Genomic DNA, 19,847 nt, shown 5'->3' with positions numbered 1-19,847 from the left:
CTCGTCGTCCATCAGCAGCTGGGCAAAGACCGGCCCCTTGATGAAGCGGAAATGGCGCTTGCCGTCGGCGCTCTCGTCGAGCACCTCGGAGCCGAGAATGTCGGAGGGCATCAGGTCCGGCGTGAATTGCACGCGTCTCGCGCTCAGGCCGAGGACCGTCCCCATCGCCTCGACCAGCTTGGTCTTGGCAAGGCCGGGCACGCCGACGAGCAGACCGTGGCCACCGGCGAGCAAGGTGATCAGCGAAAGGTCGACCACCTCCTGCTGCCCGAAGATGACCTGGCCGATCTCGCGGCGGGCGGCGCCGATGGCGCCGAGCGCAGCTTCGGCCGCTTCGACGATCCCGGTATCGAGATTGACGGGTTGACCGGCCTCGCTCTTGCCATCCGTCGCACGGACTTGCGCCACCATGTCGATCTCCTTCACCCTCGTCGTCGCGCCTTGCGCTGCTTCACGCCCCGCAAGCTTCCCGAACCGATGACTGTGGACGGGCTATCCAACCGGCTCAAGGGGCTACAGGCTCTGGTGCACAGAACTCGGCTTCACGATTATGTAGAGTTCAAGGCGAAACGGGTCATGCAACCAATATGCCGCGGGCGGCGATTTCAGGTAGTTCGATGAACCATTCAACGCAGGCGATGGAACGATTGCTGGTCGCGCTGAAGGACAGTCGCACGCGAGCCTTGCCGCCTGTCGAACGCTGGAATCCACCCTATTGCGGCGATATCGACATGCGGATTGCAGGGGATGGCACGTGGTTTTATCTCGGAACCCCCATCGGCAGGCCGGCGCTGGTCAAGCTCTTCTCCTCCGTCCTGCGTCGCGACGGTAGCGATTATTTCCTGGTGACACCGGTCGAAAAGGTCGGGATCAAGGTCGACGACGCGCCGTTCCAGGCGGTCGAGATGACAGTCGAGGGGACAGGCGACGAGCGCGCCATCGCGTTCCGGACACTGGTTGACGATATCGTGAGCGTAGGCCCGGAGCATGCGATCCGCTTCGTCCGGGACACGAATGACGGGCTCAAGCCCTATGTCCATATTCGCCGGGATCTCTGGGCAAGGGTTACGCGGGCCTTGACCTATGACCTTCTGGCCCTTGGCGAGATCAGGCCGGTCGATGGCGTCGGCATGTTCGGGCTGGCCGTCGCCGGTGCATTCTATCCGGCCGTGCCGGCCAGCGAGATCGAAGGACTCTGATGCAGGCTCTGAAGCTGACGGCAGCAGAGATCGTCGCCCTTGCCGGGGCGCGGCTGCGCCACGAACCGCCGGACCTCGGCGACCTGATCAGCAGGCCGCGCGGCGACCATGATCTCCAGCCGGAAGCGATCGAGCCGCCGGACGAGGCCGCCGCGATCCAGGCCGCGGTCCTGATCCCGATCGTGCTGCGCGAGGACGGGCCGACCGTATTGCTGACACAGCGCGCAGCGGCGTTGCGCAGCCATTCCGCCCAGGTCGCCTTTCCCGGTGGACGCGTCGATGCCGTCGACGGCTCGCCGGTGGTCACGGCGCTGCGCGAGACGGAGGAGGAGATCGGTCTCGCCCGCGAACATGTGCGCGTCGTCGGCTTTCTCGACGCCTATCTCACCGGCACCGGCTACAGGGTCGTGCCTGTCGTGGGGCTGGTCGAGCCGCCATTCGCGCTGACGATCAATCCGCACGAGGTCGACGAGGCCTTTGAGACGCCGCTCGCCTTCCTGATGGATCCCGCCAATCATCGCCGCGAAGGCCGGGAATGGAAGGGACGCTATCGTACCTACTATGCGATGCCCTTCGGAGATCACTATATCTGGGGTGCAACCGCCGGCATGATCCGTAACCTTTACGAGCGACTCTCCGGCTAGTCTGATTGGATGGCGCGCCCATGCTGCGTTCGGTGACCGAAGAGATTCTGCTCTTCGTCCTGCCCTTTTGTATCTTCGCAAGCTATCTGATCGTCAGGCGGCGCAACCCCTTCGACGTCGAGCACTGGGACGGGCACGTGTTCTGGCTTTCGGTCGTGGGGCTCGTGATCTCGATCGGCTTCGTCGCCTATACCGGTTGGATCGCTCCGCGCAGTCAGGGCGCTTACGTACCGCCTCATATGGAGAACGGGCAGCTCGTCCCTGGCCAGTTCAGATGAGCGAAGCGCAGCGGGCTCGGGTCGAGCGCTTTCTTCAGCGGCCGGGGGTGACGGAGGTGCTGGCTGCGTTCAATGGCGGCGGCGAGGAAACGCGCGTCATTGGCGGGGCCGTCCGCGACCTGCTGCTCGGAGAGCCGGTCGGCGATGTCGATCTGGCGACGACGGCATTGCCGGAGGAGACGATCCGGCGCGCAGCGGCGGCGGGCTTCAAATCGGTTCCCACGGGAATCGAGCATGGCACGGTGACCATCGTCGCCCATGGCATTCCCTTCGAGACCACGACGCTGCGCCGCGATGTCGAGACCGATGGTCGCCGCGCGAAGGTGGTCTTTGGGCGTGATTTCGCAGAGGACGCGATCAGGCGAGATTTCACGGTCAACGCGCTTGGGCTCGGGCGCGACGGCGCCGTTCACGACTATTGCGACGGACTTGTCGACCTCGCGGCGCGTCGCATCCGCTTCATCGGCGATGCGAACCTGCGCATCCGCGAGGACTATCTGCGCATCCTGCGCTTCTTCCGGTTTCACGCKCGCTACGGCGAAGGCGCACTGGACGCGACGGGACTGGCGGCCTGCACCGCCGGCCGGGCCGGACTCGACGGGCTTTCGCGTGAGCGGGTGCGCGCCGAGTTGCTGAAGCTGCTCGTTGCGCCGCGCGCGGCCGACGCATTGTCGGCGATGATGGGAGCGGGGCTTCTTGTGCCGGTGATCGGCGGGGTGCCCCGGCTTTCGCGCTTCGCGGCAGTCGCGGCGGGCGAGCCCGGGGGAACAGTCTATCCGGCTTTCCGGCTCGCGGCGCTGGCGGTTGGCGCGCGCGAGGATGCGCTGCGCCTGCGGGACGGGTTGCGGCTATCGAACGAACAATTCGACAGGATCGAGCGTATCGCGCTGGCCCTAGAGGGGCTCTCGGGGCGCGCGACGGATTGTTCGATCGCCATGCTGCGGCACCTGGCGCATCGCGTCGGCGCGGATGCGGTCGCCGGCGGCCTCGTTCTGCTCACGGCCAACGAGAGTTCTCCGGGGCGCTCCAAGGTGCAGGCTGCAATTGCCGAACTCGGGCGAACGCCGCCCTTCCTCCTCAGTGGTCGCGATGTGCTCAAGCGCGGTGTCGCCGCCGGTCCGGATGTGGGGCGCGTGCTCGATCAGGCTAGGCGCGACTGGATCGAAGCGGGATGTCCCGACGAGCGGACCCAGCAGCTTGCCTTTGTCGAAAGCACAATCGCGCAACGCGAGCGCTGAGAGCGCTCAGGGCCAGCGTACGGTTGGCGGCAGCGAGGAGAGGATCGAGGCGACATTGYCGCCGGTCTTGAGGCCGAAGATCGTGCCCCGGTCATGGAGCAGGTTGAACTCGACATAGCGACCGCGCCGGACCTGCTGTTCGTAACGCTCGGCCTCGGTCCAGGGCTTGCCGATATTGGCGCGCATGATCCGCGGATAGATGTCGAGGAAGGCCTTGCCGACCGCCTGGGTGAAGGCGAGATCGGCCTCAGGCTCGCCGGACCAGACATAGTCGTAGAAGATGCCGCCGATGCCGCGTGGCTCACCGCGGTGCTTCAGGAAGAAATACTCGTCGCACCATTGCTTGAAGCGGGGATAGTCGGCGACTGGGGCGAAGCTTTCGCAGGGCGCGCGCATCGCGGCGTGGAAGGCGATGGCGTCGGCGTCCTCCTGCGTGCGCCGATTATCCAGCAGGGGGGTCAGATCGGCTCCGCCACCGAACCACGGCTTCGTCGTCACCACGAAGCGGGTGTTCATATGCACCGTCGGTGCGTGCGGATTCCAGGGATGGGCGATCAGCGAGATGCCCGTGGCATGGAAGCGCGGATCCTCGGCCGCGCCCGGAATCTGCCCCGCGAATTCGGGCTGAAAGGTGCCGTAAACGGTCGAGACATGGACGCCGACCTTCTCGAAGACGCGGCCCTGCATCATCGACATGACGCCGCCACCGCCTTCGGCGCCGTCGTGGTTGCGACGCTGCCAGGGCGTCCGCTCGAAGCGGCCTGGAGTGCTTGCCTCGGCTGGGAAGGGGCCGGTGGCTTCATCCTCCAGCGCCTCGAAGGCCGAGCAAATCTGGTCGCGCAGGGCCTCGAACCAGGCTGTCGCGCGCGGCTTCATGGCCTCCGCGAGTGCGAGGGGAGAGGTCGTGGAGGCGGGGTCAGTCGCTCGGGTGGTCATCGATCCGTTTCCGTTCCGCTCGCCGCGAGGGTCTCCATCCGCGGTGACGAGGGATTTCGCGCCTATCTCGGATAAGCGTCCAGCTGCCGCAAGGCCTCTCCCATAACCACGGCTGCGGCAATTGCGACATTGAGCGAACGCAAACCCGGGTGCATCGGCACATGGACGCTGCCGTCGACGGTTGAGTAGAGTTCGGCGGGGACGCCCGCCGATTCGCGTCCGACGAGCACGATGTCGCCGGGAGCGAAGGCAAAATCGGTATGGGCGGTGGCCCCATCCGTCTCCGCCAGGATCAGCCGGTGGCCGCCCGCAAGCCGCCATGTATCGAACGCCTTGAACGAATCATGCCGGGTGATCGCGGCGCGCTCGAGATAGTCCATGCCGGAACGCCGGAAATGGCGGTCCGAGACGTCGAAGGCCGCGGGTTCGATGATGTCGACCGCGATGCCGAGGCAGACGGCCATGCGAATCATCGTGCCCGAATTCTGCGGGATATCCGGCTGGTAGAGGGCGAGGCGCAACATGCGCTGCTGTCATGCGGTGACGGCATGACATGCGTCAAGCCTCTGGCCGCGACCTGACTGCTGCCCCATATGTCGCCAAGATTTCGTCGTCATGCCGGTCCATGGAGGGCGGTACGCCATGTTCGCCTCCCTGTTCCGTTTTCTCGAAAGCCGCATCGACGTCTTCGCGCCCTTTGACGAGGGCCAGACGCCGCCCAAGGGCGTGTGGCCATTCATGTGGCACCACATCAAGGGCGTGAAGGGCTGGATGGCCCTGATCATGCTCACCGGCCTCGGCTTCAGCGGCATCGAAGCGGCGATGTATCTGATGGTCGGCTGGTTCGTGGATCTGTTGGCGACCCAGTCGCCCGAGACGATCTGGCGCGATCACGGCACGGTGCTGCTCGGCGCGGCCTTCCTACTCGTCGTGGTCCGCCCGCTGATCTATTTCGCCAATCATGCGATCGTGGACCAGGTCGTGGTGCCGCAGATCACCAATCAGATCCGCTGGCGCAACCACGTCTACACGCTTGGCCATGCGCTCTCCTATTTCCAGAATGATTTCGCGGGACGGCTTTCGGCGCGCGTGATCCAGGCAGGGCAATCGATCCGCGGCGCGACGATCGAGGTCATCGACGATCTCTGGTACGCGCTGATCTTCGCCTCGGTGGCGATCGGCTTCTTCGGCTCGACCAGCCTCTGGCTGGCACTGCCGGTCATCGTCTGGTTTGCGGCCTATGTCGTGCTGCTGATCTATTTCGTGCCGCGCGCGAAGAAGCGCTCCGAGGCGAACTCGCTGGGGCGTTCCTCGACGACCGGGCGCATCGTCGATTCCTATACCAATATCCTGACGGTCAAGCTCTTCGCCCGCGCCGATGCGGAGCGCTCGTCGGTCCGCGACTCGCTGTCGCGCTGGAACGCATCCTTCCTGCATTTGTCGCGGCTGATCACCGGTGTCAGCGTCATCCTGCAGACCATGAACAGCCTGCTGGTCGTGACGACGGCGTGGATTTCGCTGCATCTCTGGAGCCAGGGCATCATGTCGCCCGGAGCGGTCGCGGCCGCGATCGGCCTCGTGCTGAGGCTGGTGCAGATGTCGAGCTGGCTGATCCATCTGGTGCGCGGCGTGTTCGAGAATATCGGCTCCGTGCAGGAGAGCATGGAGACGATCGCCAAGCCGCATGACCTGACCGACGTGCCGGATGCCAGGCCCTTGTCGGTCGGCGAGGGGGCGATCCGCTTCGAGCAGGTCCGCTTCAATTATGGCCGCACCGGCGGTCTGTTCGAGGGGCTCAACCTCGATATCCGACCGGGCGAGAAGATCGGCCTCGTCGGCCCGTCGGGCGCCGGGAAGTCGACGCTCGTCAACCTGCTTTTGCGACTCTACCCGCTGGAAGCCGGTCGCATCCTGATCGATGGGCAGGATATCGCCCGCGTGACGCAGGACTCGCTGCGCGCGCAGATCGGCATGGTGACGCAGGATAACTCGCTGCTGCACCGCTCGATCGGCGATAATATCGGATATGGCCGGATCGATGCGACCGAGGACGAGATCATCGAGGCGGCCAGGCGGGCATCGGCGCATGAGTTCGTCGCGACCCTCAGCGACCAGGATGGGCGCAAGGGGTTCGAATCGCGTGTCGGCGAGCGCGGCGTCAAGCTTTCGGGCGGGCAGCGCCAGCGCATCGCCATCGCCCGCGTGTTGCTCAAGGATGCGCCGATTCTGATCCTGGACGAGGCCACCTCGGCACTAGATTCAGAGGTCGAGGCGACGATCCAGGAGCAGCTCACGGCGCTCATGCAGGGCAAGACCGTGATCGCGATCGCACACCGACTCTCGACCATTGCGGCACTCGATCGGCTGATCGTGCTCGACAAGGGGCGCATCGTCGATCAGGGCAGCCATGCCGAACTCGTCGCGCGTGGTGGCCTCTATGCCCGGCTCTGGGCGCGCCAGTCGGGTGGTTTCCTGGCCGTTGCCGACCCGGAGACAGTCTCGGCCTGAGTCCCGCTGAGGGCAGGCCGCGATGCACATTGCCGCCGCCCGGAACAGTAGACTTCGTCCAAAGTGCATGCCAAAGAGCGCGGCGGCGACGCGCCGCCGCATTGCGGCTGCGAAGGGGCGCACCTATGAGGGGCGTCAGACGATAATTTACAGCCGTTCCAGGCTGGGCGAAGAGCAGAGGAATCGATCGTGGCTCACGCGACCGAGACGACCCAAACCACCCGCCGCGACTTTCTGATGCTGGCGACCGGCGCTGCCGGTGCCGTCGGTCTCGGTGCTGTTGTTGTTCCGCTCGTGAGCCAGTTGGCTCCAGACGCGCAGACCATTGCTGCTGGTGCGCCGATGGATGTCGATCTTGGCCCGATCGCGGAAGGCCAGGCGATCAAGCTGTTCTGGCGCGGCAAGCTGATCTTCGTGCGTCACCGCACCAAGAAGGAGATCGACGAGGCGCGTGCGGTCAATGTCGCGACGCTGCCCGATCCTCAGACCGACCAGGCCCGCGTCAAGGATGGCCACGAGCAGTTCCTCATCGTTTACGGCAATTGCACCCATCTTGGCTGCGTGCCGCTCGGCAATTCCCCCGGCGATCCGAAGGGCGACTACGACGGCTGGTTCTGCCCATGCCACGGTTCGCACTACGATTCGTCGGGCCGCATCCGCAAGGGGCCTGCGCCGCTCAACCTGCCGATCCCGCCCTATGCGTTCAACGCAGATACGAAGATCCGAATCGGCTGAGCTATGCGCTTCTCCATGATTTCCAATGATACCGAGAAAGCCTTGAGGCATTCGTCATGAGTGGTCATAGCACCTACGTTCCGAAGACCGGCTTTGAACGCTGGCTCGATGCCCGTCTGCCGATCGTTCGTCTCATGCACGATTCGGCGGTGTCCTACCCGGTTCCGCGCAACCTGAACTACCTTTGGACCTTCGGCGGCATCCTGGTGTTCATGCTCGTCGCGCAGATCGTGACAGGCGTCATCCTGGCGATGCACTACACGCCGCATGCGACCATGGCCTTCAACTCCGTCGAGCACATCATGCGCGACGTGAATTTCGGCTGGCTGCTGCGTTACCTGCACTCCAACGGCGCCTCGATGTTCTTCGTCGCCGTCTATGTCCACATCTTCCGCGGCCTCTACTACGGTTCGTACAAGGCTCCGCGCGAGGTGCTCTGGATCCTCGGCGTCGTCATCTTCCTGCTGATGATGGCCACCGCCTTCATGGGCTACGTGCTGCCCTGGGGGCAGATGTCCTTCTGGGGCGCCACCGTCATCACCAATCTGTTCTCGGCGCTGCCGGTGGTTGGCGAGACGATCGTGACCTTCCTGTGGGGCGGCTATTCCGTCGACAACCCGACGCTGAACCGCTTCTTCTCGCTGCACTATCTGCTGCCGTTCATGATCTTCGGCGTCGTGATCCTGCACATCTGGGCGCTGCACGTCGTCGGACAGAACAACCCGACCGGCGTCGAGGTGAAGAACGTCCAGAAGGACACCGTGCCGTTCACGCCCTATGCGACCATCAAAGACATCTTCGGGATGGTCTGCTTCATCTTCGTGCTCGCCTATTTCGTGTTCTATCAGCCGAACTTCATGGGCCATGCCGACAACTACATTCCGGCCAACCCGGCGGTGACGCCGACACATATCGTGCCTGAGTGGTACTTCCTGCCGTTCTACGCGATCCTGCGCGCCATTCCCGACAAGCTCGGCGGCGTTCTGGCGATGTTCGCGGCAATCGCGGTGCTGGCCTTCCTGCCCTGGCTCGACACCTCCAAGGTGAAGTCGATGAGCTACCGGCCGGTCGCCCGGGTCCTGTTCTGGGCGTTCCTCGTGGTCTGCATCGTGCTCGGCTATCTCGGCGCCATGCCTGCCGAGGAGCCCTACGTGACCTACTCGCGGATCTTCACCGCGCTGTATTTCGGCTACTTCATCTCGCTTGTGCTGGTCGGCATCTTCGAGAAGCCGGCGAAGCTGCCGAACTCGATCGCGGACTCCGTGCTGGCCAATATCAAGGGTGGCTCGGGCGCGAGCCTTGCGGCTGCCACCGCCTCCGAACCGAACGCCAAGGGCTGACGAAAGATGAGCACCACCCCGTTTCGCCTTGCCCTGGCGGGGCTCAGCTTCGGCCTTGCCCTCACTGCCAACGCGCTGACGGCTCAGGCCGCCGGCGACCGTGTGATCCCGCCGCAGCAGAAGTGGTCATTCTCTGGTCCGGTCGGCAAGTTCGACCGTGCCCAGCTCCAGCGCGGCTTCAAGGTCGTCAAGGAGGTCTGCGCCAGCTGCCACGCGATGAGCCTGATCCCGATGCGGACGCTGTCGCAACCTGGTGGCCCGGAATTCACGCCCGGGCAGGTCACCGCGCTGGCGGCGACCTATCAGATCAAGGACGGCCCTAACGACCAGGGCGAGATGTTCGATCGTCCCGGCCGTCCGGCGGACCGTTTCCCGTCGCCGTTCCCGAACGAGCAGGCGGCGCGGGCCGCCAATGGCGGAGCCTACCCGCCGGATCTGTCGGTCCTGGCCAAGGCCCGCACCTATGAGCGCGGTTTCCCGCAGTTCATCATCGACATCTTCTCCCAGTATCAGGAGCAGGGGCCGGACTACATCGCGGCGCTGCTGGCCGGGTACAAGGAACCGCCGCAGGGCTTCCCGCCGCTGCTGCCGGGCCAGAACTACAACACCTATATGCCGGGCCACCTCATCGCGATGCCGCAGCCGCTCCAGGACGGGCAGGTCGAGTATCCGAAGGGGCCGGACGGCAAGTCGCCGGTTCCGGAGACCGTGGCGCAGTATGGCAAGGACGTCGCGGCCTTCATGGTCTGGATGGCTGAGCCACATCTCGAGGCGCGCAAGCGCATCGGCATGCAGGTCATGCTGTTCCTCATCTTCTTCGGCGGTCTGCTCTATTACACCAAGAAGAAGGTCTGGTCGCGCATGCCGGATGGCTCCACCGCGCACTGACCACCACTGAGAATGGGAAAAGGCCCCGGAAACGGGGCCTTTTTCGTTTGGCCTTGCGCGGCTGCGGCTGTGCAGCGCCTTTGTACGGCCGTCACAGAAGCCTGCTCCTGTCCGGCCAAACTGAAAGGAAGCGATCATGAGCGAAGCTGTGCTCGGAATCATCGGTGGGTCGGGCATCTACGACCTGCCGGGCCTGACCGATCTGCGCGAAGAGCGTGTCACGAGCCCCTGGGGCGAACCCTCGGATATCCTGCGCATCGGCCGGATCGGCCAAACCAAGATCGTCTTCCTGCCGCGCCATGGTCGTGGTCACGTCCTGCCGCCCTCCGAGATCAATTACCGCGCCAATATCGACGTGATGAAGCGCGCGGGCGTCACCGATCTCGTCTCGCTCTCGGCCTGCGGGTCCTACAAATCCGAGCTCTATCCCGGTCTGTTCGTGCTGGTCGACCAGTTCATCGACCGCACCGTGCGTCGCGCCAGCTCCTTCTTCGGCAAGGGCTGCGTCGCTCATGTCCCGATGGCGCGCCCGGTCGGTCCGCTGCTGCAGGCACGGCTCGGCGATGCCGCTACGGCCGAGGAGCTGCCCTTCGTCCGCGGCGGTACCCTGGTCACCATGGAAGGCCCGCAATTCTCGACCTATGCGGAGTCGCTGACCTATAAGGCGCTAGGCTACGACCTGATCGGCATGACCGCGATGCCCGAGGCCAAGCTCGCGCGCGAGGCCGAGATCACCTATGCGACCGTCGCGATGGTGACGGATTTCGACTGCTGGCACCCTGAGCAGTCCTCGGTGGATGTCGCTTCCGTCGTCGCCGTGCTGAGTGACAACGCTGAGAAAGCGCGCCGGTTGGTTGCACGCCTCGCCGCGGATTTCCCTGCCGAGCGCGAGCCATGTCCGGCAGGTTCCCATAACGCGCTGGACAGCGCCATCATCACGGCGCGCGAATTCCGCGACCCGAGCCTGGTGGCAAAGCTCGACGCGGTTGCGGGCAGGGTTCTCTGACTGCTGCCTGACATTGGAGGGGGCGCCGGCCTGGGGCTGGCGGTTCCCTTCGCGAGGCCACGGCGCTAAGAGAGCGCGTCGCCACAGCGAGCTGTTTCCGCATGGACCGTGATACCCTCCTCGACCTGAAGAACGCGATCCGCTCGATTCCGGATCACCCCAAGCCGGGCATCATCTTCCGGGACATCACCACCCTGCTCGGCGATGCCCGGGCGTTCCGACGTGCGGTCGACGAGCTCGTCCAGCCTTTCGCCGGGCTGAAGATCGCCAAGATTGCCGGCATCGAGGCGCGTGGCTTCATCCTCGGCGGGGCGGTGGCCCATCAGCTCTCCGCCGGCTTCATCCCGGTGCGCAAGAAGGGCAAGCTGCCGCACGAGACGGTCAGCATCAGCTATTCCCTGGAATACGGCACGGACGAGATCGAGGTCCACAAGGACGCGGTCTCGCGGGGCGAGCGCGTCCTGCTGGTCGACGATCTGATCGCGACCGGCGGCACTGCGGAGGGGGCGGTCAACCTGCTGTCCTCGCTTGGCGCGKAGGTCGTGGCGGCCTGCTTCATCGTCGATCTGCCGGATCTCGGGGGGGCGGATCGGGTCCGCCGCCTCGGCGTTCCCGTGCGCACGCTCGTCTCCTTCAGCGGACACTGAGCCCATGAAGATCGGCGGCAAGGCCTACCGGACGATCTGGCTCGCGCAGGACGGCTGGCGCGTCAGCGTGATCGACCAGACCAAGCTGCCCTTCCGTTTCGAGACCGTTGCGCTTGGGAGTGCCGAGCAGGCCGCCGAGGCGATCCGCAGCATGGTGGTGCGCGGAGCACCGCTGATCGGCGCGACGGCCGCCTATGGCGTCGCCCTGGCCATGCGCGCGGACCCGTCCGACCAGGCGCTGGAGGCGGCTGTCGCGCTGCTTGGTGCGACCCGCCCGACGGCGGTGAACTTGCACTGGGCACTAGAGCGGGTGAGCGCCAGGCTGGCAGGCTTGGATCCAGCTTCGCGCATGGCTGCGGCCTATGACGAGGCTGCTGCGATCTGCGATGAGGATGTCGCGCTCTGTCGCGCGATCGGCGAGCACGGACTTGGCGTGATCCGCGGCCTTGCGGCGGGCAAGACTCCGGGCGAGCGCCTCAATATCCTGACCCATTGCAATGCCGGCTGGCTTGCCACGGTTGACTGGGGCACGGCGCTGGCGCCGATCTATCTGGCGCATGATGCCGGCCTGCCCATCCATGTCTGGGTCGACGAGACGCGGCCGCGCAATCAGGGCGCGGCGCTGACGGCCTATGAGCTTGGCGCCCATGGCGTGCCGCATACCGTGGTCAGCGACAATGCCGGCGGGCATCTGATGCAGCGCGGGCAGGTCGACATGGTCATCGTCGGAACCGACCGGACGACCGCGACCGGAGATGTCGCCAACAAGATCGGCACTTATCTCAAGGCGCTGGCAGCGCGTGACAACGGCGTTCCTTTCTATGTCGCCTTGCCGTCCCCGACGATCGACTGGCGGCTGTCGGACGGGCTCGGCGAGATCCCGATCGAGGAACGTTCGGCACGCGAGGTCACCCATCTCGCAGGCCTGGGCGAGGATGGCGAGGTCGGCCAGTTCCGAGTGGTGGCGCCTGGCAGCCCCGCCGCCAATCCCGCCTTCGACGTCACCCCGGCGCGCCTTGTCACCGGCCTCATCACCGAACGTGGTGTGGCCCCTGCGAGCTCCGAGGGGCTTGCTGGTCTCTTTCCTGATCTGGCGCGCGGAGCTGCGACATGAGTGAAATGGCGCTTCGCGCAGAGATCGTCGCGGTCGCCCAGGCGATCGACAAGGCCGGGTTCTGCCCATCGAAATCCGGCAATGTCTCGGCCCGCTTCGAAGGCGGATTGCTGATCACCCCGTCCGGCCTGCCCTATGCGCAGACAAGGCCGGAGGATCTGATCCATCTCTCGCAGGACGGCACCATCCTGAATGGCGCACGCAAGCCTTCCTCCGAATGGCCGTTCCATGTCGAGATCTACAAGGCGCGCCCGGACGCCCAGGCGATCGTGCACACGCATTCGCCGCGCGCCACCGCACTGTCGTCGGCAAGGCGCGGCATTCCGGCCTTCCATTACATGATTGCGCTGTGCGGTGGGGCCGATGTGCGTTGCGCTGAATACGCGACCTTCGGCACACCCGAGCTTGCCGAGAACGCCGTGAAGGCGCTTGAGGGGCGCAAGGCGGTGCTGCTTGCCAATCACGGTGTCATTGCGCTGGGACAGACTCTCGCGGGCGCACACACGATCGTCGCCGAGGTCGAGAATCTCGCGGGGCAATATCTCGACCTGCTCGCCTCCGGCTTGGAGCCGGTCATTCTTGACGAGGCCGAGATGTCGCGCGTTTCCGCGAAGTTCGCCGGCTACGGCAAGGTCGGCTGAGGACCGGAGGCGTTTTGGGGCGCAGCCCGGCGTGGTCGGGCTTGGCCCCGGCCATATCGCGTGGGACGCTTCAGGTCGCGCTCCAGATCAGCCCCGTCTGCGCTCGATGAAGACGCAGCCCTCGAAGCTGAAGACCTCCTCTCCATGCTGGTTCACACCGGCATTGCGATGGAAGAACAGGCCCCATTGCGGGCGGCTGGCGCTGGCGCGGGTTTGGATGACCGTCGAGCTATAGGTGATCCTGTCGCCGACAAAGACCGGTCTGGACCAGCGCAGATTCTTGAAGCCGGGGGAGGGGCCGAGGCGTGGCGCCTGTCCGGGCGTGGCCGCGAGCTGGCGTTTGCGGTGAGCGACCATCGTCGCCATCCAGACCGAGGCCGTATGCCAGCCCGAGGCGGCGAGACGCCCGAAGGAACTGCTGCGCGCCGCAACATCGTCCATGTGGAAGGGCTGCGGATCGAAGGCACGGGCGAAGGCGACGATTTCCTCAGGTGTGAAGACGAAGCTGCCGAGCTCATGGCTCTCGCCGATCTCGATCTCCTCGAAAAAGCGCGCCGGCTGCGCCTCGCCAGCGGGATTCTCGAGGGGGCTCAGCGCTGCCGGCTGCGCATAGCGGGGCGGGTGGGCCAGCCAGTCGCCCTTGGGCAGGGCGAAGCCGGAGCCCTTGCGACCGAACATGATCCAGTTGGTCTGCTCGAGTACCGGCTCGTCGCGCTGGTTCAGGAGCTCGAACCGGAACTTCACCAGGCCCATCTCGGGGCGTGAGCGCGATTCCTTGGTTTCAATCACGCTGCGCCGTGCGCTGAGGACATCCCCCGGCAGCACGGGCCGGAGCCATTTGACCTCTTCGATGCCGGGGGCCCCCATCGAGGCGGCCTCCAGGACGAAGTCCTCGGCGAGCAGCCGCATCAGTAGCGAGCAGCTATGCCAGCCGGACGCGATGAGCTGGCCGACGAAGCTCTGCCTCGCGGCCGCCGGATCGGTGTGGAAATCCTGCGCATCGTAGCGCGAGGCATAGGCGATGATGTCGTCCTGCGAAACGGCGACCCGGCCGCTCTGCTTCACCTCTCCGACGACGAAGTCCTCGAAATAGCGCATAGGTCGCTCGCGGTCCGGCTCAGTTGGCGAAGCGGAAATGCAGCACGTCGCCATCGGCGACGACATATTCCTTGCCTTCGAGCCGGAACTTGCCGGCTTCGCGCGCACCGCTCTCGCCCTTGTGGGCGATGTAGTCGTCATAGGCGATGGTTTCGGCCCGGATATAGCCCTTCTCGAAATCGGTATGGATCACGCCGGCGGCGGCGGGGCCCTTGGTGCCGTTCTCGATCGTCCAGGCGCGGGCTTCCTTCGGGCCGACGGTGAAATAGGTGACGAGGTTCAGGAGCGCATAGCCGGCGCGGATGACGCGGTTGAGACCCGGCTCGGCGAGGCCGACCGCGTCGAGATAGTCCTTCTGCTCTTCGGCCGGCAGGACGGCGATCTCGCTCTCGATCTTGGCCGAGACGACGACGGCGACAGCGCCTTCCTCGGCAGCGCGGGCCTTCACTTTCTCGGAGAAGCCATTGCCCTTGTCGGCGCTGGCTTCCTCGACATTGCAGACATAGAGCACCGGCTTGGACGAAAGCAGGCCGAGCATCTCGAAGGCCTTGCGTTCCTCGGCTGCGACCTGGACGAGGCGTGCCGGCTTGCCGTCGCGAAGCAGGACGAGGCAGCGGTTCATCAGGTCGGCCAGTTCCTTGGCCTCCTTGTCGCCCGACTTCGCCTTCTTCTCCAGCGGCTGCACGCGCTTCTCGAGGCTCTCGAGATCGGCGAGCATCAACTCGGTCTCGATGGTCTCGATATCGTCGATCGGCGAGATCTTGCCCTCGACATGGGTGATGTCACCATCCTCGAAGCAGCGCACGACATGGGCGATTGCGTCGCATTCGCGGATATTGGCGAGGAACTGGTTGCCGAGGCCTTCGCCCTTGGAGGCACCGCGCACGAGCCCGGCGATATCGACGAAGGTCAGGCGCGTCGGAATGACCTCCTTCGAACCGGCAATGGCGGCCAGCTTCTCCAGCCGGTCATCGGGTACCGCGACGTCGCCGACATTCGGCTCGATCGTGCAGAAGGGATAGTTCGCCGCCTGTGCCGCAGCCGTCTGCGTCAGAGCGTTGAACAGGGTCGACTTGCCGACATTCGGCAGGCCGACGATACCGCATTTGAAACCCATGATGGCTGGTCCGTTGCGTCGCCGCCGCAAGGGGGCGGTCGCGAGATGATGATTGGAATGTCCAGGGCCTTATTGGGGTCCGGGCGGCAAAAGACAAGATGGCAGGGGCCAGGGACGGCTCACGCGAACGTGCATGGCGAGGCGCTGCGCAGGAGCGCAGGACTTCGCGAGACGGCGACCTGTCTGCGCCGGTCCATTCGACGGAGCTCTTCCATGCGCGCGCTCTCTGCCAGTCTCTTCGCCGCAGCTCTCGTCCTGACCAGCAGTATCGTACAGGCTCAGGCGCCGGCGACACGGGTGCGTGGCACGGTCGAGAAGCTCGAAGGCTCGGCGCTGACAGTGAAGACGCCGAGCGGCGAGGACGTCGCGGTCGCCCTGGCCCCCGGCTACTCGGTTGGCGGGGTGGTCAAAGCCAGCCCAAACGACATCAAGAAGGGCAGCTTCGTCGGCGTCGGTGCGCGGCCGCAGGCTGACGGCACGCTTCTCGCCGTCCAGGTCCTGATCTTTCCCGACGCGATGCGCGGGACGGGCGAAGGGCACAGGGCCTGGGGAGTCTTGCCAGACAGCACCATGACCAATGCGACCGTGGCCGAGACGGTTTCGCGCGTCGATGGCGCCAATCTCGTCCTGACCTATCCCGGTGGGGAGCAAAAGGTAACGATCACGCCCGAGGCCAATATCATCATGGCCGCACCCGCCGAAGCGTCCGAGCTGTCGCCGGGGGCACAGGTCGCGTTCACGGCGACGCGCCAGCCCGGCGGCGGTCTTCTTGCCAGCCGAGTCACGATCGCGAAACAGGGCGCCCAGTTGCCGCTCTGATCCATCGCCCGAAAAGTGGATTGCGGTTTTCGAGAAAGCCGATGCAAACACGGAAGGGCTCGCTCATCGGACCCGATACGAGATCCGGTCCGATGAGCGAGCCTTTTAGTCCTCGGCCTTCTCGCCGAGGCGCTTCACCGCGGCATGGCCGCGCGCGTCCATGAAGAGATGCACCTTGTTCTGGAAGCCAGCATCATCGCCCGCGGCGAGCAGAGTGGCGTAATCGGCACAGGCCGTGCAGAGATCCTCGACCCAGGGCTGCTCAGCCTTGCCGAAATCGTTCAGCACATAGGCATGGACGAGGGCCTTGTCGCCGGGATGGCCGATGCCCATGCGGACGCGGCGGTAGTCGTTGCCGATCGCGGCCGTCATCGAGCGCAGCCCGTTATGGCCGGCATTGCCGCCTCCGAGCTTCACGCGCAGCTTGGCCGGAGCGAGATCGAGTTCGTCATGGAAAGCGATCACGTCGGCGGGGGCGATCTTGARGAAGCGAGCCGCTTCGCCGACCGCGCGGCCGGATTCGTTCATATAGGTCTGCGGCTTGAGCAGGATGACCTTCTCGTTACCGATCGTCGCCTCGCAAGCCTCGCCCTGGAAGCGTGAGCGCCAGGGGGAGGCCCGGTATGTGCGGGCAATCGTCTCGACCGCCATGAAGCCGATATTGTGCCGGTTGCGGGCATAGCGCGCGCCGGGATTGCCGAGACCGGCAAAGATCAGCATGGCAGGTCACTCCGGCAGTCGGGAGGGGCTGGCGGTCCTGCGCCTCCCTCTAAAGCAAGACGGCCGGGAAACCCGGCCGTCCAAGTGGTCTCGMGAAGGCAGCGCCGAAGCGCGGCATCCTCAGGCCTTGGCGGCCTCGGTGCCTTCGGCTGCGCCCTCGGCAGCAGCATCCTCGATCACCGACGGCGCCACGATCGTGACCAGCGTCAGGTTCTCGCGGGTGGTCAGGCTGACGCCTGCCGGCAGCTTGATGTCGTTGACATGGATGGACGTGCCAACGCCCAGGCCAGCGACGGAGACGTCGAGGGACTCGGGGATGTTCTCAGGCGCGACGTCGATTTCGACGTTGTGCTCGACGATCTGCAGGGTGCCGCCGGACTTCAGGCCCGGGCAGGCCTCCTGATCGACGACGTGAACCGGAACCATGACCTTGATGGTCTGGCCGGCTGCGACGCGCAGGAAGTCGACGTGAATCGGGAAGTCCTTGACCGGGTCGAGCTGGTAGTCGCGCGGAATGACGCGCGTCTTCTTGCCGCCGACATTGATCTCGAAGATCGTGGTCAGGAAGTGGCCGCCATAGATCATCAGGCGGGTCTGGTTGGCGTTGAGCGCGATCGCCTGCGGGGCTTCGCCCGCACCATAGATCACGGCAGGAGTCTGGCCTTGACGACGAACTGCCCGGGCGGCCCCCTTGCCGACCTGGGTGCGCGCCGAAGCCTCGATTTGCTTCACGGCGGTCATGATGATGGTCCTCGTTTTCTTGATAAAGACACGGCCGCCCGATGGCGGCCGTCTTGGTCTCGCGCCCGTGCCTCCAAGGGTGTCAGTCGAGCGCGAGGAGGCTCATAGGCGAAAAAGCGGGAAAGCTCAACCCGGGGACGGGCGCTTCCGCTCAGGCGGCGACCAGTCCCAGCCGCTCGTCACGCCGGCGCAGCAGGTGCATCAGCGGCAGCGCCAGCAGCACCATCCAGGCCTTGCCGATGATCTGGCCCGACAGGAAGTCGAGGCTGCCGAAGGCGAGCCAGAGGAAGACGATGCTGTCGATGACGAGGCCGACAAGGCTGGATGCGATCACGGCCGTGACGAAGCGGCGCCGCTGCAGCGGCGTGTAGACGGCGAAGTCCGCGAGCTCCGAGAGAAGGAAGGCCGCGACCGAGGCGACGACGATCGCCGGCGGAGCAAGAAAGCCGGAGATCGCGGCGCCGACGAAGATCGCGCCCAGCCCGACCTTGGCACCGAGGCGGCGCTGGACGATGTCGCGCAGCACGAGTGCGAGGCCGATCATCAGCACGCCGCTCGGCGCCTTGATGCCCGGCGCGACCGGCACGAGGCAAGGACCGTTCGGCACGCAGACTGTACCGACATTGCCGAGCATCCAGTTCGCGGCGGGGATGGTGAGCGTGAAAAGGACGAGGGCGACCAGCCCTTCCGTCCAGCGCTGCTGATCAGGAGTCATAGGATGGTCCAGTGTCGGCGGGTGAACAGAGAAAGCCAGCATAGCCCTTCGCCCGCAGCTCGCAGGCGGGGCAGGTTCCGCAGCCATAGCCCCAAGAATGGCGTGTCGTCCGGTTGCCGAGATAGCAGCTATGGCTGTCCTCGACCACCAGATCGAGCAAGGTCTCGCCGCCAAGCTCGCGGGCCAGTGCGAAGGTCTGCGCCTTGTCGCGCCACATCAGCGGCGTGTGCAGCACCAAGCGGCGGTCGAGCCCGWGATTGAGTGCGACCTGCATCGCCTTGATGGTGTCGTCGCGGCAATCGGGATAACYGGAATAATCGGTCTCGCAGACGCCAAGCACGATGTGCCTGCAGTTTCGGCGATAGGCCAGCGCTGCGGCGAAGGTCAGGAAAATCAGATTCCGACCCGGCACGAAGGTCGTCGGCAACCCAGTATCGGCGAAGGCGATCTCGCTCTCTCGCGTCAGCGCCGTCTCGGAAATCGTGCCGAGCGCGGCGAGGTCGATGATGTGGTCCGGCCCGAGCCGCTCGGCATAGGCCGAGGCCAGGGTGGGCAGCTTATCGCGAATCGCGAGCCGACATTCCAGCTCGACGCGGTGGCGCTGGCCGTAATCGAAGCCGACTGTTTCGACCGAGCCGAAGCGTGCAAGGGCCCAGGCGAGCGTGACGGTCGAATCCTGCCCGCCCGAGAACAGGACGAGTGCGCGGCCTTCGCCGGTCGTGGCAGCCGTCATCATACCATCCCGTTCAGTCGAACAGGCTGGAGACGCTCGATTCGCTCGCGGTGCGCTCGATCGCCTCGCCCATCAGGTTGGCAATGGAAATGACGCGGATGTTGCGCGCCACCTTCACTGCCTCGGTCGGCATGATCGAATCGGTGATCACCAACTCCTTGAGCTTGGAATTGGCGATGCGTGCGACTGCGCCGCCCGACAGCACGCCATGGGTGATGTAGGCGTAGACTTCCCTGGCGCCTTCCGCGAGCAGCGCTTCGGCGGCGTTGCAGAGCGTTCCGCCGGAATCGACGATATCGTCAAGCAGGATGCAGGAGCGGCCCTCGACCGAGCCGATGATGTTCATCACCTCGGATTCGCCCGGCCGGTCGCGGCGCTTGTCGACGATGGCGAGCGGAGCGTCGATGCGCTTGGCCAGCGCACGGGCACGGACCACGCCACCGACATCCGGTGAAACGACCATGGCGTTCTTGTAGTCGAGCCGTTCCTTGATATCGCGGGCCATCAATGGCGCGCCGAACAGGTTGTCGGTCGGGATGTCGAAGAAGCCCTGGATCTGTCCGGCATGGAGATCGAGCGTCAGAACGCGGTCGACGCCGGCATGGGTGATAAGATTGGCGACGAGCTTGGCCGAGATCGGCGTACGGCCCGAGGCACGGCGATCCTGCCGGGCATAGCCGAAATAGGGGATCACCGCGGTGATGCGCCGTGCCGAGGAACGGCGCAGGGC

The 19,847-nt window shown here is 65.4% G+C and carries 23 protein-coding genes; 13 read left to right on the top strand and 10 right to left on the bottom strand.

Annotated elements, in window-relative coordinates; translation table 11 throughout:
* On the bottom strand, positions 1–411 hold a 411-nt coding region (locus AC1D34_RS17060), incomplete at its 3' end, for an AAA family ATPase (RefSeq protein WP_476824804.1).
* 206 nt (positions 412–617) lie between these two features.
* Here AC1D34_RS17060 and AC1D34_RS17055 point away from each other — a divergent pair.
* From AC1D34_RS17055 to AC1D34_RS17040, 4 genes are read left to right on the top strand one after another with little or no spacing between them, the layout of a single operon-like run.
* The gene (locus AC1D34_RS17055) at positions 618–1,199 is read left to right on the top strand and encodes a DUF1285 domain-containing protein (protein ID WP_476824803.1); all 582 of its coding nucleotides are present in this window, start codon (positions 618–620) and stop codon (positions 1,197–1,199) included.
* Positions 1,199–1,843, top strand: a complete 645-nt coding sequence (locus AC1D34_RS17050) for a CoA pyrophosphatase (protein ID WP_069879610.1) — start codon at positions 1,199–1,201, stop codon at positions 1,841–1,843. Before AC1D34_RS17055 ends, AC1D34_RS17050 begins: the two co-directional genes overlap by 1 nt.
* Positions 1,844–1,863: 20 nt before the next feature.
* Positions 1,864–2,121 carry a DUF6111 family protein gene (locus AC1D34_RS17045; protein WP_069879611.1) on the top strand — a complete coding sequence of 86 codons (258 nt, stop codon included), beginning with the start codon at positions 1,864–1,866 and terminating at the stop codon, positions 2,119–2,121.
* The gene (locus AC1D34_RS17040; protein ID WP_476824802.1) at positions 2,118–3,359 is read left to right on the top strand and encodes a CCA tRNA nucleotidyltransferase; all 1,242 of its coding nucleotides are present in this window, start codon (positions 2,118–2,120) and stop codon (positions 3,357–3,359) included. Before AC1D34_RS17045 ends, AC1D34_RS17040 begins: the two co-directional genes overlap by 4 nt.
* 6 nt (positions 3,360–3,365) lie before the next feature.
* Here AC1D34_RS17040 and hemF read toward each other — a convergent pair whose 3' ends face one another.
* Both hemF and AC1D34_RS17030 read right to left on the bottom strand, forming a co-directional pair.
* The gene (gene hemF, locus AC1D34_RS17035; protein WP_476824801.1) at positions 3,366–4,295 is read right to left on the bottom strand and encodes an oxygen-dependent coproporphyrinogen oxidase; all 930 of its coding nucleotides are present in this window, start codon (positions 4,293–4,295) and stop codon (positions 3,366–3,368) included.
* A gap of 62 nt (positions 4,296–4,357) precedes the next feature.
* Positions 4,358–4,819, bottom strand: a complete 462-nt coding sequence (locus tag AC1D34_RS17030) for a tRNA (cytidine(34)-2'-O)-methyltransferase (RefSeq protein WP_476824800.1) — start codon at positions 4,817–4,819, stop codon at positions 4,358–4,360.
* Positions 4,820–4,937: 118 nt separating this feature from the next.
* Here AC1D34_RS17030 and AC1D34_RS17025 point away from each other — a divergent pair, with 118 nt between their 5' ends.
* The 8 genes from AC1D34_RS17025 (at position 4,938) to AC1D34_RS16990 (ending at position 13,174) form a co-directional block, all read left to right on the top strand.
* Positions 4,938–6,803, top strand: coding sequence for an ABC transporter ATP-binding protein (locus tag AC1D34_RS17025; protein ID WP_441489519.1), 1,866 nt, complete (start codon positions 4,938–4,940; stop codon positions 6,801–6,803).
* A gap of 189 nt (positions 6,804–6,992) precedes the next feature.
* Positions 6,993–7,538: a ubiquinol-cytochrome c reductase iron-sulfur subunit gene (petA, locus tag AC1D34_RS17020; RefSeq protein WP_476824799.1), complete on the top strand. Its 546-nt coding sequence runs from the start codon at positions 6,993–6,995 to the stop codon at positions 7,536–7,538.
* 56 nt (positions 7,539–7,594) lie between these two features.
* Positions 7,595–8,878 (top strand): cytochrome b, encoded by a 1,284-nt coding sequence (locus AC1D34_RS17015; protein WP_476824798.1) that lies wholly within the window; start codon positions 7,595–7,597, stop codon positions 8,876–8,878.
* Between the two features lie 6 nt (positions 8,879–8,884).
* Positions 8,885–9,766: a cytochrome c1 gene (locus AC1D34_RS17010; RefSeq protein ID WP_441489517.1), complete on the top strand. Its 882-nt coding sequence runs from the start codon at positions 8,885–8,887 to the stop codon at positions 9,764–9,766.
* Between the two features lie 136 nt (positions 9,767–9,902).
* Complete coding sequence (locus tag AC1D34_RS17005; RefSeq protein ID WP_476824797.1) at positions 9,903–10,772, top strand: S-methyl-5'-thioadenosine phosphorylase; 870 nt, start codon at positions 9,903–9,905, stop codon at positions 10,770–10,772.
* Between the two features lie 101 nt (positions 10,773–10,873).
* Entirely contained in the window at positions 10,874–11,419 is a 546-nt protein-coding gene (locus tag AC1D34_RS17000; RefSeq protein WP_476824796.1) for an adenine phosphoribosyltransferase, read from the top strand.
* Between the two features lie 4 nt (positions 11,420–11,423).
* Positions 11,424–12,533, top strand: a complete 1,110-nt coding sequence (gene mtnA, locus AC1D34_RS16995) for an S-methyl-5-thioribose-1-phosphate isomerase (protein WP_476824795.1) — start codon at positions 11,424–11,426, stop codon at positions 12,531–12,533.
* Entirely contained in the window at positions 12,530–13,174 is a 645-nt protein-coding gene (locus tag AC1D34_RS16990) for a class II aldolase/adducin family protein (protein ID WP_476824794.1), read from the top strand. Before mtnA ends, AC1D34_RS16990 begins: the two co-directional genes overlap by 4 nt.
* 87 nt (positions 13,175–13,261) lie before the next feature.
* On the opposite strand, the gene AC1D34_RS16985 is transcribed toward AC1D34_RS16990, so the two are convergent.
* Both AC1D34_RS16985 and ychF read right to left on the bottom strand, forming a co-directional pair.
* Positions 13,262–14,272 carry a MaoC family dehydratase gene (locus AC1D34_RS16985; protein ID WP_476824793.1) on the bottom strand — a complete coding sequence of 337 codons (1,011 nt, stop codon included), beginning with the start codon at positions 14,270–14,272 and terminating at the stop codon, positions 13,262–13,264.
* A 19-nt stretch (positions 14,273–14,291) separates the two neighbouring features.
* Positions 14,292–15,389, bottom strand: coding sequence for a redox-regulated ATPase YchF (gene ychF, locus AC1D34_RS16980; RefSeq protein ID WP_476824792.1), 1,098 nt, complete (start codon positions 15,387–15,389; stop codon positions 14,292–14,294).
* Between the two features lie 213 nt (positions 15,390–15,602).
* Between ychF and AC1D34_RS16975 the strand changes: the two genes are divergently transcribed.
* Positions 15,603–16,208 carry a DUF5666 domain-containing protein gene (locus tag AC1D34_RS16975; protein ID WP_476824791.1) on the top strand — a complete coding sequence of 202 codons (606 nt, stop codon included), beginning with the start codon at positions 15,603–15,605 and terminating at the stop codon, positions 16,206–16,208.
* A 105-nt stretch (positions 16,209–16,313) separates the two neighbouring features.
* On the opposite strand, the gene pth is transcribed toward AC1D34_RS16975, so the two are convergent.
* The 5 genes from pth to AC1D34_RS16950 all read right to left on the bottom strand — a co-directional run.
* Positions 16,314–16,928, bottom strand: coding sequence for an aminoacyl-tRNA hydrolase (gene pth / locus AC1D34_RS16970; protein ID WP_476824790.1), 615 nt, complete (start codon positions 16,926–16,928; stop codon positions 16,314–16,316).
* A gap of 120 nt (positions 16,929–17,048) precedes the next feature.
* Entirely contained in the window at positions 17,049–17,669 is a 621-nt protein-coding gene (locus tag AC1D34_RS16965; RefSeq protein WP_441489509.1) for a 50S ribosomal protein L25/general stress protein Ctc, read from the bottom strand.
* Positions 17,670–17,820: 151 nt separating this feature from the next.
* Positions 17,821–18,384, bottom strand: a complete 564-nt coding sequence (locus tag AC1D34_RS16960; protein WP_441489508.1) for a VUT family protein — start codon at positions 18,382–18,384, stop codon at positions 17,821–17,823.
* Entirely contained in the window at positions 18,374–19,117 is a 744-nt protein-coding gene (gene queC, locus AC1D34_RS16955) for a 7-cyano-7-deazaguanine synthase QueC (RefSeq protein ID WP_476824789.1), read from the bottom strand. The genes AC1D34_RS16960 and queC overlap by 11 nt, the downstream gene beginning before the upstream one ends.
* A gap of 13 nt (positions 19,118–19,130) precedes the next feature.
* Positions 19,131–19,847, bottom strand: a 717-nt coding sequence (locus AC1D34_RS16950; protein WP_476824788.1) for a ribose-phosphate pyrophosphokinase, incomplete at its 5' end; no start/stop codon positions are given.

This window comes from Allobosea sp. P1_A7 (assembly GCF_056406775.1).
Note: the sequence above shows the minus strand (reverse complement) of the source record. Positions and strands in the feature narration are given on the sequence as shown.

What these genes read in the sequence shown, in the direction of transcription:
- AC1D34_RS17055 (WP_476824803.1), top strand. Translation starts at nt 618, where the DNA reads ATGAACCATTCAACGCAGGCGATGGAACGATTGCTGGTCGCGCTGAAG.
- AC1D34_RS17050 (WP_069879610.1), top strand. Translation starts at nt 1,199, where the DNA reads ATGCAGGCTCTGAAGCTGACGGCAGCAGAGATCGTCGCCCTTGCCGGG.
- AC1D34_RS17045 (WP_069879611.1), top strand. Translation starts at nt 1,864, where the DNA reads ATGCTGCGTTCGGTGACCGAAGAGATTCTGCTCTTCGTCCTGCCCTTT.
- AC1D34_RS17030 (WP_476824800.1), bottom strand. Translation starts at nt 4,819, where the DNA reads ATGTTGCGCCTCGCCCTCTACCAGCCGGATATCCCGCAGAATTCGGGC.
- AC1D34_RS17025 (WP_441489519.1), top strand. Translation starts at nt 4,938, where the DNA reads ATGTTCGCCTCCCTGTTCCGTTTTCTCGAAAGCCGCATCGACGTCTTC.
- AC1D34_RS17015 (WP_476824798.1), top strand. Translation starts at nt 7,595, where the DNA reads ATGAGTGGTCATAGCACCTACGTTCCGAAGACCGGCTTTGAACGCTGG.
- AC1D34_RS17010 (WP_441489517.1), top strand. Translation starts at nt 8,885, where the DNA reads ATGAGCACCACCCCGTTTCGCCTTGCCCTGGCGGGGCTCAGCTTCGGC.
- AC1D34_RS17005 (WP_476824797.1), top strand. Translation starts at nt 9,903, where the DNA reads ATGAGCGAAGCTGTGCTCGGAATCATCGGTGGGTCGGGCATCTACGAC.
- mtnA (WP_476824795.1), top strand. Translation starts at nt 11,424, where the DNA reads ATGAAGATCGGCGGCAAGGCCTACCGGACGATCTGGCTCGCGCAGGAC.
- AC1D34_RS16990 (WP_476824794.1), top strand. Translation starts at nt 12,530, where the DNA reads ATGAGTGAAATGGCGCTTCGCGCAGAGATCGTCGCGGTCGCCCAGGCG.
- AC1D34_RS16985 (WP_476824793.1), bottom strand. Translation starts at nt 14,272, where the DNA reads ATGCGCTATTTCGAGGACTTCGTCGTCGGAGAGGTGAAGCAGAGCGGC.
- ychF (WP_476824792.1), bottom strand. Translation starts at nt 15,389, where the DNA reads ATGGGTTTCAAATGCGGTATCGTCGGCCTGCCGAATGTCGGCAAGTCG.
- AC1D34_RS16975 (WP_476824791.1), top strand. Translation starts at nt 15,603, where the DNA reads ATGCGCGCGCTCTCTGCCAGTCTCTTCGCCGCAGCTCTCGTCCTGACC.
- AC1D34_RS16965 (WP_441489509.1), bottom strand. Translation starts at nt 17,669, where the DNA reads ATGACCGCCGTGAAGCAAATCGAGGCTTCGGCGCGCACCCAGGTCGGC.
- AC1D34_RS16960 (WP_441489508.1), bottom strand. Translation starts at nt 18,384, where the DNA reads ATGACTCCTGATCAGCAGCGCTGGACGGAAGGGCTGGTCGCCCTCGTC.